Source organism: Streptomyces sp. NPDC006463 (assembly GCF_042870715.1).
Lineage (GTDB): Bacteria > Actinomycetota > Actinomycetes > Streptomycetales > Streptomycetaceae > Streptomyces.
In genome coordinates this window covers 34337-47596 of the sequence record NZ_JBIAHP010000013.1, presented here as the reverse complement: position 1 = coordinate 47596, position 13260 = coordinate 34337, and the positions used below count along the sequence as shown (strand labels likewise).

At 70.3% G+C, this 13260-nt stretch carries 17 protein-coding genes; 13 read left to right on the top strand and 4 right to left on the bottom strand.

The genetic code is table 11. The annotated features are described in order from the left end of the window. The first annotated feature begins 103 nt into the window (after positions 1-103). A complete protein-coding gene (locus tag ACFYOB_RS24005; RefSeq protein WP_388562573.1) occupies positions 104-550 on the top strand; it encodes a hypothetical protein in 447 nt (148 codons plus the stop codon). Positions 551-738: 188 nt separating this feature from the next. Then, positions 739-1248 carry a metallophosphoesterase family protein gene (locus ACFYOB_RS24000; RefSeq protein WP_388562571.1) on the top strand — a complete coding sequence of 170 codons (510 nt, stop codon included), beginning with the start codon at positions 739-741 and terminating at the stop codon, positions 1246-1248. Positions 1249-1256: 8 nt separating this feature from the next. On the opposite strand, the gene ACFYOB_RS23995 is transcribed toward ACFYOB_RS24000, so the two are convergent. After that, positions 1257-2306 (bottom strand): sulfotransferase, encoded by a 1050-nt coding sequence (locus ACFYOB_RS23995; protein WP_388562569.1) that lies wholly within the window; start codon positions 2304-2306, stop codon positions 1257-1259. 255 nt (positions 2307-2561) lie between these two features. On the opposite strand from ACFYOB_RS23995, the gene ACFYOB_RS23990 reads away from it, so the two are divergent. Genes ACFYOB_RS23990 through ACFYOB_RS23970 form a run of 5 tightly spaced genes read left to right on the top strand, consistent with a single transcriptional unit; the run spans position 2562 to position 7014 of the window. Beyond that, positions 2562-4913 (top strand): nitrate- and nitrite sensing domain-containing protein, encoded by a 2352-nt coding sequence (locus ACFYOB_RS23990; RefSeq protein ID WP_388562567.1) that lies wholly within the window; start codon positions 2562-2564, stop codon positions 4911-4913. Next, on the top strand, positions 4910-5314 hold the full coding sequence (locus ACFYOB_RS23985; protein WP_388562565.1) for a roadblock/LC7 domain-containing protein: 405 nt from the start codon (positions 4910-4912) through the stop codon (positions 5312-5314). Before ACFYOB_RS23990 ends, ACFYOB_RS23985 begins: the two co-directional genes overlap by 4 nt. Then, entirely contained in the window at positions 5314-5685 is a 372-nt protein-coding gene (locus ACFYOB_RS23980; protein WP_388562563.1) for a DUF742 domain-containing protein, read from the top strand. Before ACFYOB_RS23985 ends, ACFYOB_RS23980 begins: the two co-directional genes overlap by 1 nt. Then, positions 5672-6298 (top strand): ATP/GTP-binding protein, encoded by a 627-nt coding sequence (locus ACFYOB_RS23975; protein ID WP_388562561.1) that lies wholly within the window; start codon positions 5672-5674, stop codon positions 6296-6298. The genes ACFYOB_RS23980 and ACFYOB_RS23975 overlap by 14 nt, the downstream gene beginning before the upstream one ends. Before the next feature lie 35 nt (positions 6299-6333). Continuing rightward, positions 6334-7014, top strand: coding sequence for a hypothetical protein (locus tag ACFYOB_RS23970; RefSeq protein WP_388562560.1), 681 nt, complete (start codon positions 6334-6336; stop codon positions 7012-7014). Between the two features lie 52 nt (positions 7015-7066). Here the strand turns inward: ACFYOB_RS23970 and ACFYOB_RS23965 are convergent, their stop codons facing one another. Beyond that, complete coding sequence (locus ACFYOB_RS23965) at positions 7067-7798, bottom strand: hypothetical protein (RefSeq protein WP_388562558.1); 732 nt, start codon at positions 7796-7798, stop codon at positions 7067-7069. Positions 7799-8014: 216 nt separating this feature from the next. On the opposite strand from ACFYOB_RS23965, the gene ACFYOB_RS23960 reads away from it, so the two are divergent. Together ACFYOB_RS23960 and ACFYOB_RS23955 are read left to right on the top strand one after the other, a co-directional pair. Beyond that, positions 8015-8467: a YbhB/YbcL family Raf kinase inhibitor-like protein gene (locus ACFYOB_RS23960; protein ID WP_388562556.1), complete on the top strand. Its 453-nt coding sequence runs from the start codon at positions 8015-8017 to the stop codon at positions 8465-8467. A gap of 800 nt (positions 8468-9267) precedes the next feature. Continuing rightward, entirely contained in the window at positions 9268-9567 is a 300-nt protein-coding gene (locus ACFYOB_RS23955) for a transglycosylase family protein (RefSeq protein WP_388562555.1), read from the top strand. A gap of 66 nt (positions 9568-9633) precedes the next feature. On the opposite strand, the gene ACFYOB_RS23950 is transcribed toward ACFYOB_RS23955, so the two are convergent. Together ACFYOB_RS23950 and ACFYOB_RS23945 are read right to left on the bottom strand one after the other, a co-directional pair. Beyond that, a complete protein-coding gene (locus tag ACFYOB_RS23950; RefSeq protein WP_388562553.1) occupies positions 9634-9978 on the bottom strand; it encodes a peptidase inhibitor family I36 protein in 345 nt (114 codons plus the stop codon). 249 nt (positions 9979-10227) lie between these two features. Beyond that, positions 10228-10389 (bottom strand): hydrophobic protein, encoded by a 162-nt coding sequence (locus ACFYOB_RS23945; protein WP_388562551.1) that lies wholly within the window; start codon positions 10387-10389, stop codon positions 10228-10230. A gap of 478 nt (positions 10390-10867) precedes the next feature. On the opposite strand from ACFYOB_RS23945, the gene ACFYOB_RS23940 reads away from it, so the two are divergent. The 4 genes from ACFYOB_RS23940 (at position 10868) to ACFYOB_RS23925 (ending at position 13052) form a co-directional block, all read left to right on the top strand. Further along, positions 10868-11863 carry a magnesium and cobalt transport protein CorA gene (locus ACFYOB_RS23940; RefSeq protein WP_388562549.1) on the top strand — a complete coding sequence of 332 codons (996 nt, stop codon included), beginning with the start codon at positions 10868-10870 and terminating at the stop codon, positions 11861-11863. A 141-nt stretch (positions 11864-12004) separates the two neighbouring features. Further along, on the top strand, positions 12005-12418 hold the full coding sequence (locus ACFYOB_RS23935; protein ID WP_388562547.1) for a phage holin family protein: 414 nt from the start codon (positions 12005-12007) through the stop codon (positions 12416-12418). After that, positions 12415-12789, top strand: a complete 375-nt coding sequence (locus ACFYOB_RS23930) for a DUF3618 domain-containing protein (RefSeq protein WP_388562545.1) — start codon at positions 12415-12417, stop codon at positions 12787-12789. The genes ACFYOB_RS23935 and ACFYOB_RS23930 overlap by 4 nt, the downstream gene beginning before the upstream one ends. Continuing rightward, the gene (locus ACFYOB_RS23925; protein WP_388562543.1) at positions 12786-13052 is read left to right on the top strand and encodes a DUF4235 domain-containing protein; all 267 of its coding nucleotides are present in this window, start codon (positions 12786-12788) and stop codon (positions 13050-13052) included. The genes ACFYOB_RS23930 and ACFYOB_RS23925 overlap by 4 nt, the downstream gene beginning before the upstream one ends. Positions 13053-13260: the final 208 nt, after the last annotated feature.

Genomic DNA, 13260 nt, shown 5'->3' with positions numbered 1-13260 from the left:
ATCATTCCATGTTCATATGTCATGTGAAATATCACATTACATATAACCCGCCCGTGGGGCCTTGGGCCCTGGGGCGGTGATCCACGAGTTGAGGAGAATCCCGATGAACCGCTTAGCCCTTCCCGCAGCCGGCGCTGCAGCCCTGACCGTCCTCATGAGCGTTCCCGCCTTCGCCGCCCCTCCGGCCGCCACCGAGACCGTCACCTCCTGCGGCAGCCCGGGTCTTCAGGCGGGTCTGACGACCAGGGTGTGCGCCGATGTCACCGGTACGACCGTCGAGTTCTACGGCAAGGTCGGACTCGCGGGCCCGCCGTCCCCCGGCAGCCCGGCGCCCTCGCCGAGGCAGCTGTTCACGACGCTGTCCGCCGAGGTCGTCGGCAGCTCGCCCGTCACGCAGGAGAGGCCGGTCATCTTCGCCTCTTCGACCCTCGAGGTCAGCGGTCCGGTCAGCGCAGCCCCCTGTGGCTCGACCGTCCGCGCCACCTTCGGCGTTGCCTCCTTCCCCTGGGCGGCCAAGCCGGTTGTCCACGAGGTCACCATCACCTGCTGAGAGCCCCACGAACCCCGGCGCGGCCAGCCGCACGAGGCAGGGCGAGCCGGCGCCAAGGGCGTTACCGCTGACGGCAGGGGCTGCGGCGAGGACCGCGGCCCCTGCTCCGGCGCTGGCCGGCCGGGCACGACCACCCGCACGCCCGCGCCGACGAGGACGCCAGGCGGTGCGACGCGTACGGTGGGCGCGTGAGGCTCCTGCTGACCTCGGACACGCACGTACCGGCGCGGGCCAAGTGCCTGCCGGAAGTCCTGCTCACAGCCGTCGACGACGCCGACGTGGTGATCCATGCCGGGGACTGGACCGACGAAGCCACCCTCGACGTGCTGGAATCGAGGTCGCGCCGTCTGATCGCCGTGTACGGCAACAACGACGGCCCCGCCCTGCGCGGCAGACTTCCCGAGATCGCCCGCGCCGAGCTGGGCGGCCTGCGCTTCGTGGTCGTCCACGAGACGGGCCCGGCAGTCGGGCGCGAGCGGCGCTGCGCCGAGCGCTTCCCCGACGCCGACGTCCTGGTGTTCGGCCACAGCCACATTCCGTGGGACTCCACGGCCCCGGGCGGGCTCCGCCTGCTCAATCCCGGCTCCCCGACCGACCGCCGGCGGCAACCGCACCACACCTTCCTGACCCTGACCGCCGTCGACGGAACGCTGCGCGAGGTCGTACTTCACCGTCTGCCCGCACGGTCTTCACCTTGAGGGTGTCATCACCGCGTGCCTGCGACCCATCCCCGGCCCCCTGCCAGGGCCCGTGTCCCCGGAGCGCAAACCTCTCGCAGTGCCGCGAGTTCAGCCGGAGGCAGTCGCAGCGAAGCACCGCGCCGACCGGCGTCCAGACGTGCGACGCCCGTGTCGAGCCACTGGGGGAGGGGTTCGACGCCGATGAAGCCGGCCAGCCGCGTCAGCTCTTCGCGGGGCCGGTCGAGGAGGTCCTCGTAGGCGAGCGTGGTGCGCATCGGTGCAGGCACGGCGTCGAGATGGGACACCCCCCGGACGACGAGCTCCGACCACAGTGCCGCGAAGCCCGCCGCCGGCAGCTCGCGGTCCAGCACCAACGCGGAATCGAAGCGTTCGGTCAGCAGCCGCGACAGCTCGGGCGGCAAGGACCGCACCTGCTCCTCGGTCAGGTCCTCCACGCGCGCCGCGCCGGTCCGGGCGAGGATGTCCCGCAGCAGGAAGATCAGCCGGTAGCCGGTGTGCCTGCTCATGGACAGCGCGCAGTCCGGCCCGTCCCTGAACAGGTGCACGAAGCGAGCCCGGGGGAAGACCCGGCGCAACAGCGGGACCCGGTCCGACGAATAGCCCGACCGCTCCACCACCGCCGTACGTCCGAACCGGGCGCACAGCAGGCCGAAGAGCGCCTCGTACTGGCCGGCGGCGGTACGGGTCGGCCAGCCGCGCACCTCCTTCTCCAGCTCGTCGAAGAGGTCGTCCGGGTCGTCGGTCAGGTGCGGGAGAACCATCAGGGACAGGGCCGGGATGCCGGTGGTCCCGGTCGCGAAGCGTCCGGGCCGGCGCGTGTAGACGAACTCCGGCATCGGTACGCCGCTGCGGATCATCCGCTCGAACAGCGGATTGGGGTCGGCCAGCAGCCGCCAGAACTCCATGCCGCTGATGAGGCCTTCAGGGAAGCCCCGGCTCTGCACCGACGACAGCAGCTCGTTCAGACTGAGCACGTCCGGATGCGCATTGACGATGCCCGACAGGGCGGTCGACCCGCTGCGGCCCGTACCCACGACAAAGGTCAGAGTGCGCACGTCATCAAACTCCTCCGACGATGACCCGTACCGATCGCGACCAGCCTTCCCCGGCTGTCGCCGCCCGATGCCACGACCGTGAACGGCCAGTGGACAGAGGCTCGGCGCCATTACCACGCAAAGGTATGGAAGTAAGGTCTCCGTTTATTCGGACTGGCTGGATATGATCGGCATCCTTACCCCACAGGGCCGTGTCGGCAGTCCCCTCACGCCCTCGTCCAGGCCCGCCCCCGTCTCCGCCGCTCCCGAGGACCGATGTCTGCGATGGCACCCGAAGGCCCGCAAAGCCCGCCGCCCGTTCGGCGCCGCCGCACCGTGCGCCTGCGTACGATGCTGGTCTGCCTGGCCGTCGTCCCCACCGTGGCGATGGGGGCCCAGGTCACCGTGACCATCCAGCGGTTGCTGGCCCAGTCGGAGCACCTGCGCGCCGACGTGGAAACCGGCGAGCGGGTCGGCGTGCCGCTGGTCAAGCTGATGAACGAGCTGCAGGCCGAGCGGGCGATGACGGCGGCGCGGTGGGCAGGCTCGCCCGTGGCCGACGACGCCCTGCGCGACAAGCGGGCCGAAACGGACCGGGCGGCAGTGGAGTTCCGGCGGCTCTCGGACACCGGCGGCCACGACGGGACGCAGCACGCCGGGCAGGGCGACGGGCGCCTCGGTGCCGTGAGCGGGCGGCTCGACCTGCTGGCCGCGTACCGCAAACGCGTGGACGCCCACAACGGCAGCGCCGAGCAGGCGGTCGGCTACTACACCGGCGTGATCGACGACATCATCCGCGCCTACCAGGATGAATTCAGCCACGCGGACGACGCCGAACTCGCCCAGGAGAGCAGGCCCGCCGTCGCGCTGTTCTCGGCCTCCGAGATGGTCGCGCGCGAGGACACCGCCCTCGCCCTGGCCGGTCCCTCCCGCGAGCTGGCGGCCACCGGTTTCTCCCAGTTCCTCGACGCCGTCGGCACCCACCGGTACCTGTACGACACCTGGATCGTGCCGTACCTCCCGCCCGCCGAACTGGCGTCGTACGACAAGCTCACCGGCTCGGACGCCTGGCAGACCAAGCTCCGCATCGAGAACGCGGTCGTCGCCAACCACAAGGACAGCGCGACCGGCGTGAAGCTGCCGGCCGACGTCGACGGCTGGCCCGACGCGTACAGCACGGTCGCTCCGCGGCTGGCCGCACTCAACATGGACCGGGCCCGGAGCGTGCTCGCGCACGCCGACGCGAAGGCCTCCGAGCTGGAGACCGAGGTCTACTGGCTGGTCGGGGCCAGCAGCGGCGCCCTGCTGCTGGTCACCGCGGTCGTCGTCCTCACCACGCGATCGGTCCTGCGCCGGCTGAGCCGCCTGCACACCCGTACCCTCGCCATCGCCGAGGAGACGCTGCCCGAGGTGGTGGCCCGGCTCCAGCGCGGGGAGGCCGTCGACACGGAGGCGTTGCCGGCCGTGCGCGGGCGCCAGGACGAGGTCGGGCAGATCGCCGACGCCTTCGCCCGGGTGGTCGCCGTGTCCGTCGACGGGCACCGGCAACTCGCCGCAGAGCGGCACGGCTTCGGCCTGTTCGCCTCGGGCATCGCCTCGCGCACCGGAAACCTGGTCAGCCGCCAGCTGAGCCTGACCGAGGACCTCCAGGACACCTTCGGCCACGACGAGGCGCTCCTGGCCCAGCTGATGCGGTCCGACCAGTTGACGGTGGGGATGCGGCGCCAGGTCGAAAACCTGCTGATCCTCGCCGACGGCGAGATCCCGGACCCGCACACCGAGCCCATGCGCGTCGCCGACCTGCTCCGCGAGGCAGCCGCGGAGGTCGAGGACTTCCGGCGCATCGAACGGCAGGCGCTGGACGAGGCGAGCGTGCAGCCGCACGCGATCAGCCAGATCAGCCACCTGCTGGCGGAGCTGCTGGACAACGCGACGCGGTTCTCGCCGCCGAGCTCGAAGGTGGTCGTCCGCGCCGAACTCGTGGCGGACGGGCTGTCGGTCGAGATCGAGGACCGCGGACCACGCGTCTCGGCCGCCGGTTACGAGGCCATGAACGAGCGCCTGCACTCGGCGCCGCCGTACTCCGTCCTCGCGGAAAACGCGCACCGGCTGGGCCTCTTCGTCGTCGGCCACCTGGCCGACCAGCTCCAGGCCCGGGTCACGCTGCGGCGCTCGGTGTACGGGGGGACGGCCGCCGTGGTGCTCCTGCCGAGCGTGCTCCTGGCGCCCACCGGAGGGAAGACGGAGCCCGGGCCGCGACCCGAGCGGGATCCGGGGCCGGCTGCCGTGCTCAACCCCGTACGCGAACCCGTACGCGAACCCGTACGCGAACCCGTTCACGCTCCCGCACCCGACGCCGACGCCCCGCAGGCCCCCGCCCCGGTACCCGTACCGCCGCGGCCCGAGCGGTCGCTGCCCGCCCGCTCGGCGGCCGCAGCCGGCGCGCGGCCGGCCCTGCCCGAGCGCGTCCCGCAGACCCATCTCACCCGGCAACTCCGCGGGCCCCGCGCCCCGGAGCCGGACACCGGCCGGGACGCGGCGACACCCGAAGAGGTGGCCGACGCCTGGGCGGACTACGAAGAGGGGACCAAGAAAGTGGAAGCAGAGCTCAGAGCGGATCAGCCATGACGACGACAGCCAGCGACATGATCTACGGCATCCTGGACAACAACCTGAGCAGGATCGCCGGCATCGAGGGAGCCGTGCTCCTGTCCAACGACGGGATCAAGCTCAGCGCCTACCTGCTGGAGCGGGACCAGGCGGAGCGCATCGCGGCCGCGTCCTCCGGCATCGCCGCCACCATGAAGGCGATTTCCAGGGAGATCGGCGGCGGCCGGGTCATCCGCCAACTGGTTGAGATGGACGACCGGTACCTCTGCGTCGTCGGGTGCGGTGAAGGCAGCACGCTCATCGTGGTGACCTCCCGCAAGGCACGGCTCGGAGAACTTGGCGGCGAGGCCGTACGGACCGCCCAGGCGCTCGGCGAGTGGCTGGGAACCCCTGAGCGCACTTCCGCGCCGACCTCGTAATGCCCGACGAGCCGCAGCGCCGAAGCCCTCGCCGGACACGGCTGTACGCACTGACCGACGGCCGCACGGCCGCCGCCCCGCAGACCACCCTCACCATGGACACCACCATCGTGGCGGTGGTCGCCGCGGACGACGCCCACACCGGCCTGGCCACCGAATGGCGGGCCGTCCTCGCCATGTGCGCGCCGCCGACGGGAATGGCGGTCGCCGAGATCGCCGCCCGCATGCACATGCGCCTCACTCCGATGACGCTCCTCCTGGGCGAACTCGCGGACCGCGGGCTGGTCCGACATCGCCCGCCCCTGGAAGGCGCCGAGACCACCAATGTCCACCTGCTCATGAAAATCAGGGACAACCTTGCCCGTATATGACACTCCCGATGCTTTCGCCGCCCAAGGAGCGTCCCCCGTCAAGCTCCTCATCGCCGGTGGCTTCGGAGTCGGCAAGACGACCCTGGTCGAATCGGTCTCCGAGATCGAGCCGCTGCGTACGGAGGAGCGCCTCACGAGCGCGGGGGTCGGCGTCGACGACCTTGAGGGCATCGAGTCCAAAACACTGACCACCGTCGCGATGGACTTCGGCCGGATCACCCTCGCCGACGCCGGAGTCGTCCTCTACCTGTTCGGCACGCCCGGCCAGGAGCGGTTCTGGTTCATGTGGGACGAGCTGCTGAACGGGGCCCTGGGGGCGCTCGTACTCGTCGACACGCGGCGCCTGGACCGCGGCTTCCCGGCGATCGACTTCTTCGAGAGCCGGGGGCTGCCGTTCGTGGTCGGCGCGAACTGCTTCCACGGCGAACAGCCTTACACCGCCGAGGAGATCGCCGCCGCACTGCACCTACGGAACCCCGCCACCCCCGTCCTCCTCCTGGACGCCCGCTCCCGTACGGACGCACGTGATTCCCTGCTGGCCCTGCTCGACGTGGTCATCGCCCAGGTGGGGGCCCAGGCAGGGGCCCAGGTGGGAGCCCAGGCCGCCCCCTGACAGAGAACGGCCCCCGACCGGCTAGCGTGATCGTCATGTACGAGATCAAGGGCGTGAACGCCGCGCCAGGCGGGCGGATATCCGTCCAGTTCCATGACCACGGCTACGTGGTCCAGCCGGACGGACGCGCCGGCCGCGTCGCCGACAGGTTCCTCGGCGAGGGAGCCGGGTGCGTCACCGCACTGGTGATCCTCGCATCGGTCGGGCTCTTCAGCCTGCTCCGGAAGACCGGAGCGCCGGAGTGGGCGGTCAATGCCTGCATGTGGGTGGGCATCGTCGCGATCTGCTACGGGGCTTTCCTCGCGCTGTTGCACTGGACCAGCGGGGTGATCGCGAACATCGTGCTCTTCCTGCTCGTCGTGGTGATGTTCCCGGCGCTGTTGTTCCCGGGATACCGGCGGGCGGTGCGGCGCCGGTGGGGCGGTGGCGGCCCGGAGACCGAGCAGGGCTGGGTACCCGCCGCGGCCCTCGCCGGAGTGTGGCACCAGCCCGATCCCCGCGCCGGCAGCGTGGTGACGGTCCAGCATACCGACGGATCCGTCATCGCCTACGTCCCCCCGCCGGACAGGGCCCGCGACCTGTACGACCGCTTCGACGCCCTGCTGCGCAGCGCCGGGCCGGCCCAGGCGCCCCATCACCAGCCGGCGCAGTACCAGCCCTGGCAGGGGTACCCGCCCCACCAGCCCGGCTACCACCCCGGCCACCCCCGCGCTTGACGCTGCCCCGCCCCGCCGCCGTCCGCCGTGGTGGCTGACGAGCACGGTGGAGTCAGTCGTCCCCGGCGGTGGCGCCGAGGACGTGGGCCGCGGCCGCGTAATGGTCGAGGTACTCCTGGAAGTGGGGGGCCAGTGTGGTGTCCGGGTTGGTGGTGTTCAGGTGCGTCCACAGCTCGTTCTCCACCACGAAGCGGTATGCGAACTCCTCGAAGGTCGAGGCGCACCGCACCAGTGAGTGCGCCGCCGCGGCACGGAACTCGTCCGCTTGTGCCTCATCCAGCTCCTGCCGCCCGGCGAGCTCCAGGTCCAGGTGCGAGAAGACCACGAACGTTTCCCCCGAGGGGCGCAGGTACAGGTACCAGATGACACAGTCCTGCTGATCCCGCAGGAACCGTACGAGGCGGGCGCCGTCCTCGGCCGGGCTCTCCAGCGGTGCGGACAGGTCGCTCCAGCAGGCCGTCACCGACACCTCGTCGAACGCGCGGCAGAGGCTGTCGCTGCTGTAGAAGGTGCGGAAGTCGGCGGGAAGGCTCAGACCGAGGGGCGCCAGGTCTGCCTCCACGGCCGCGAGGTGCTCCCCGTGACCCGACCGCGGCCCGCCCGGGCCATCCGGACCGCCCAGCCACCCGAAGCCGCCGTCGAGGACGCGGGCGTCGAGGGAGGGCAGGCTCTCGCATGGGTAGACCTCGTACGTGTACTCGCACGGCCGGTAGGAGCCCAGGTCGGTGGCGCACCATCCAGAGGGGAAGCGGAAGGGCGTGCGGGCGGGTGCGGGTGCGGACATGAGGATTCCTTTGGACGTTGCCGGTTCAGTGGTGAATCACATCTTCGTATCCGCCACTGACAACGGGCCTGGTCACTCTTGCTACTCCACCCTGAACTCCTTGTCACGTCCTGCGCGGTGAGGCCGACGGACTCGCGGGTCCGTGGACGCCGCTGATCGGGTGTTCCGCCCCGCGGGCCGGTGTCCGCGCAGCCGCCCATGGGTAGTGCGCCGCGCATGACCGGAATTGAACTCAGCAGCGCCGCGTTCGACGACCACACCGTGATCCCCCGCCGGTACAGCGGTGAGGGGGAGAACATCTCGCCGCCCCTGGCCTGGTCGGCGGCGCCCGAGGGGACCGTTGAGCTGGTGTTGCTCTGTGAAGACCCGGACGCCCCGGGAGGGACCTTCCTCCACTGGCTGGTCACCGGCATCGATCCGGGGGCCGCGGGGACCGAGGAAGGTCAGAAACCTCGGGGCGGGCTGCCGTGGCCCAATGACTTCGGGCGCGTGGGCTGGGATGGGCCGATGCCTCCGCCGGGACACGGGCCGCACCGCTACTTCTTCCGCCTGTACGCCCTGTCCGAGCCGCTCACCCTGCACGGCCGGCCGACGCTCGACACCGTGCACCGCGCGGTAGAGGGCAAGGAGCTGGCCGTAGGCACTCTGGTGGGCACGTACCAGCGCTGATCGTAGCCGCGGGCGCCGTAGAGCCGTACAGCCGTACGACGAGGGCTGGGTGGTCACTTCGTCGTGTCGCGGTACGGCTGGGCGGGCGACGTACCGGTGCGCGGCCTGCTGGAGACCCTGGCGGCGCACGCCGCGATGTCGCCGCCCTGGCGCAGAGCGCCGAGCGCTCCCGGCGCCGCGGCGGATCCGGGGCCGCGGGCCCTGCGCTCGAACGAACCACCGAACTCCCTCCCCGCACGATCACCCAGGCTCCCGCCTTCGTCCTGCGGAGTCGGCCCGACGAGGCCGAGCCGCAATTCCGTTCGGCGCTCACCGACCCCGCAGGCGCGCGCGGGCCCATCGAACGCGCCCTGACGAAGCTGGACTTCGCCGTGGGGCTGCGATGCCGCCTACGGGGCCGCGAAGGCGCGACCCCTGCTCGTCACCGCTCCGGAAGTCTTCGAACGGCTCGACGCCCGTCCGTGGATCGAGCGCCCACCGGCGAACTCCGCGCGGCGGGGGTGACCGTGGCGGACGTCGCCCTCTGTCACGTTGGCAGCAGGGGCGTTTCCACGCGATGACGGCCTTATGCGGGCCGCGGAGCGTCCGTTCGGGTGGCGTCGCCCCTTCATCGATGGTGAGTGCCGCTGGATGGACGTCGGTCCGTGCTGTGCTGTGGCCACGGCTTTTATGACGGCCTTACGCGGGCGCCCGCCCGCTATTCGGGGCAAGCCCGCCCCAACAGCGAAGGAGGACTCATGTCGCGCCACCAGAAGGACCCGCGAAGCCGGAGCACGATAGCTCAACTACTGTCCATCGCAGTGTTGTTGACCGCAGCCTTGCTGGACGTCTCCCAGGCACACGCCGCCGTGGCCCACTCCAGACCCAAACCCGACTGGGACGCCATCGCCCGGTGTGAATCCGGCGGGAACTGGAAGGCGAACACGGGCAACGGCCATTACGGCGGATTGCAGTTCACCCGTTCGAGCTGGAACGCGGCAGGAGGTCGCACGTACGCACCCCGCGCAGACCTCGCCACGAAGGCGGAGCAGATCGCGACAGCGAGGAAGCTCGCCAAGATGCAGGGCATGGGGGCCTGGGCCTGCGCCCGACGCCGCTGAGGGGACACTTTGACAGGGCGGCGGGGCCGCCCTGTCGAGCCGGTCCCGACCCCGACGCGTCGACCGTCAGCAGGTGTTGCCGACCGCGTCGATCTTCCCGCCGAACCGCCCCGCGTAGTTGGAGGCGTAGTCGCCGACCCGGACCGGACGGCAGTCCTTGCCGGTCGCCCAGTCGATGAAGGCGCCGGTCCTATTGGCCCGGAACGAGCCGACGTGGTCCACGAACTTGCTGGGCAGGTCCACGTAGCCGCCGCGCCACACGTACACGTCCCCGGTCCCGTCCTGGAAGCGCCACAGGCAGATGGCGTTGCTCGGGCACGCGGGCAGGGCCTGCGCCGCAGTGGGAGAGCCGAGAGTGGCCAGGACGACCGTCCCGGCAACGAGCAGAGTGCGGGAGGTACGTGCCCTCATGTGTCTCTCCTTCGCGGCGTCGTCCCCCCATCGTCCACGCACAGGCCCGCACATGGGAAGACGGCCTGTCCGCACGTACCGTCCTCGGCATCCATCGTTACGGGAAAGCCAGGCCCGCACGCGTAGGCATGGCGGTGGGGGGGGGGCGCCCCCCCCCCGGGGGGGGGGGCGGGGGCCGCCCCCCCCCCCCCCCGGGGGGGGGGGCCCCCCCACCGCCATGCAGTGTCCGAACGGCGCTCTTGTCGACGGCTACCAGCGGTACCAGCGGCCGCTACCGCCCTTCGGGCGGGCAACAAATCCGATTAGCCACAGGATCAGGACCGCGATAGCCAGCCACCAGAGAATCTTCACCGCGAAACCCGCGCCGAAGAGGACCAGGACCAGCAGGAGAACGAGAAGCAGGGGAATCATGGTTATCAACCTCCGAAGCGCCGTCTGCCCTGCCGTACCGAGGGCATGCGTTCACTTTTTATTTGTTTCTTATCTCGACGGCTGGGCAAGAGAAGCCGCCTCTCTCCGGGGAAGTCCGTGACGGTGCCTCAGGCGCTTGGCGGGGCTGGTGCGTCCGGTGAGATCACGCTATTCCGCATGGCGGGATCGACCGCGCGACGACGCGCCTTTCGGGCCGCTATCTGATGCGGGGTCACTGGGAGCGCGAGCCGGACTCCTGCTGATCGCGCGCCGGCCGCCTCGATGGCGTGTACGAGCCATCCGAGCGCCTCCCGCACCGCAGACTCGGACAGCCCTGACAGTGCCATCCGGCCCGCATACCCGACCACAGCCGTTACACGGGCGATCCCGGCCCGGAGAGAGGAACGGAGGCTGGCAGCGGGACCGCGACCGGCCCGCAGGCGCGCATGAAATCGGGGTTCTGAAGCATGCGCGCCGTATGGAATGCGTGGTGTACGAGGAGCGGTCGGGCCGGTCGGAGACGGTCGAGTGCGGCCTTGACGACGAGGCCTGCCGACTGGTGCTGAAGCGGTTGCGCGGGCTGGACGACGGCGAATTCGGCTGGGTTCGACTGGTCGACCCGGCCGAGGAGGAGCTCGTGCAGTTGGCTGCGGAACTGGGTCTGCACCCCCTGGCAGTCGAGGACGCGGTGCAGGCGCGTCAGCGGCCGAAGAGAGAGCGCTTCGGTGACGTACTGGCCGTCGCGCTGAAGACCCTCTGGTACGTGGAGGAGGAAGCTGCCGTGGAGACGGGCGAGTTGATGCTCTTCGTCGGGCCCCGTTACGTACTCACCGTCCGTCATGGCGAAGTGGATCCGGCAGTCGAGGCAGGCCGCCGGCTGGAAGCCGACCCGTCCATGCTGCGCTTCGGCCCCCTGTCGGTTCTGCACGCCGTCCTGGACGTTGTCGTCGACGCCTACAGCGAGGCCGCCGGGACCGTTCGCGGCGCCCTCAACCAGCTGGAGGACCGCGTCTTCTCGTCCTCCCGCGTCGACCACACCGAGGACATCTACTCCCTGAAACGCGAGGTCCGCGAGTTCCGGGACGCCGTGCAACCGCTGGTCCCGGTCCTGCCCGGCCTTCTGAGCGGCCTGGCAGAGGAAGAGCGTCCGGCAAAGGTCGTGCCCTACTTCCGCGACGTGGCCGACCACCTGCATCGCACCGACACCGAGGTGCGGACGCTCGACGAGCTGCTGAATTCGGTTCTCGATGCCCAGCAGGCCCGGGTGGGTACCTGGCAGAACGACGACATGCGGCGCATCTCGGCTTGGGCGGCGATATTCGCGGTCCCCACCATGGTTGCCGGTGTCTACGGAATGAACTTCGAGCACATGCCGGAGCTCGGCTGGAGCTACGGTTACCCACTCGCCGTCGGCCTCATGGCGATGGCGTCAGGATTCCTCTATCGCTCCTTTCGTCGCAACGGATGGCTCTAGATCGCCGTGCTGGTCCGGCCAGCTCCTCGTCTGCGCTGTTGCGCCGCTGCCTGCGCGGCATCTGCTCGGGGTGGGTGCTTGGTCGTTTACTGGGTAGGCGCGCCAAGACAACGGCGTGCACATCGTGAAGGGAGAATCCGCATGGTCACGATAGAGCGGCAGACCCACGGCACCGATGAATCCGTGAGCGTCCTGGTCTCGCGCGCTTCCCAGCAGATTTCGGAGTTGGTCCGCGAGGAGATGCAGCTGGCGCGGGCAGAAATGACTCAGAAAGGGAAACGCTACGGGAAAGGCGGCGGCCTCTTCGGCGCTGCGGGCCTCATGGGAATTCTGGCAGCTCAGGCGTTGACGGCAACCTGTATCGCGGCTCTCGCGTTGATACTCCCGGTGTGGGCGTCGGCCCTGATTGTGGCGGCGGCGCTGGCAGTGGTGGCCTCAGTGATGGCCATGGCCGGGAAGAAACAAATCGCAAGTGCCGGGACCCCGGTTCCGGAGCGGACCATCGACAGCGTCAAGGCCGACCTGGCCGAGATAAAGGAGAAATCGCAGCGATGACCAGTGAACCCGGAAACAATATCGGCACGCCCACCCCCGACGAGCTGCGCGAGCAGGTCGAGCGCACTCGTGACGAACTCGGGCAGACCGTCGAGGCGCTGGCGGGCAAGGCCGACGTCAGGGCACAGGCGAAGGAGAAGGCGGCCGCTGTCAGGGAACAGGCCGCCGAGAAGACCGCCCTGGTCGCCGACCAGATCCGCGGGAAGACCCACCATGCCGCGCAGCTGGTGAAGGACACGACACCCGAGCCGGTTCTCGACAAGGCCGGCCAGGCCGCGAGGGTGGCACGCGCCAACCGCAAGCCGCTGCTCGTGGCCGGCGTCGCCCTGCTCGTCTTCCTGCTGGTGCGGCGCAGCCGCGGATGCCGATGAAAGCGTCCAAGATCGCCTACAAGCCGGTCGGGCTGGCCCTGGGCGCCGCCAGCGGCATGATCGCGAGTGCCGCGTTCAAGCAGGCTTGGAAAATCGTCGCAGGCGAAGACGATGCCCCCGACGCCACGGACGAAGACCGCTCCTGGCGGCAGATTCTGATCGCCGCCGCCATCCAGGGCGCAATCTTTGCAGTGGTCAAGGCCGCTGTTGATCGCTCGGGCGCCGTGGCGACCCGGCGCATGACAGGCACCTGGCCGGACTGACGCGCCACCGAGCCTTCGGGTCCGGGCGGCCCGGTTCGCCGGTTTCACGCGGCGCGGGTGAGATGGGAGGTCATTCGGTACCGCGCACCACGACCGTGACACCACAGTGCGAATGCCGGTGCCTGGTGGTTCTGAGCACGAGCGCCGGTATGGGCACATGGGCAAAAGCGCGCTGGCGGTCGGGTGCACCGTTCGGTGCGCGCCCTCC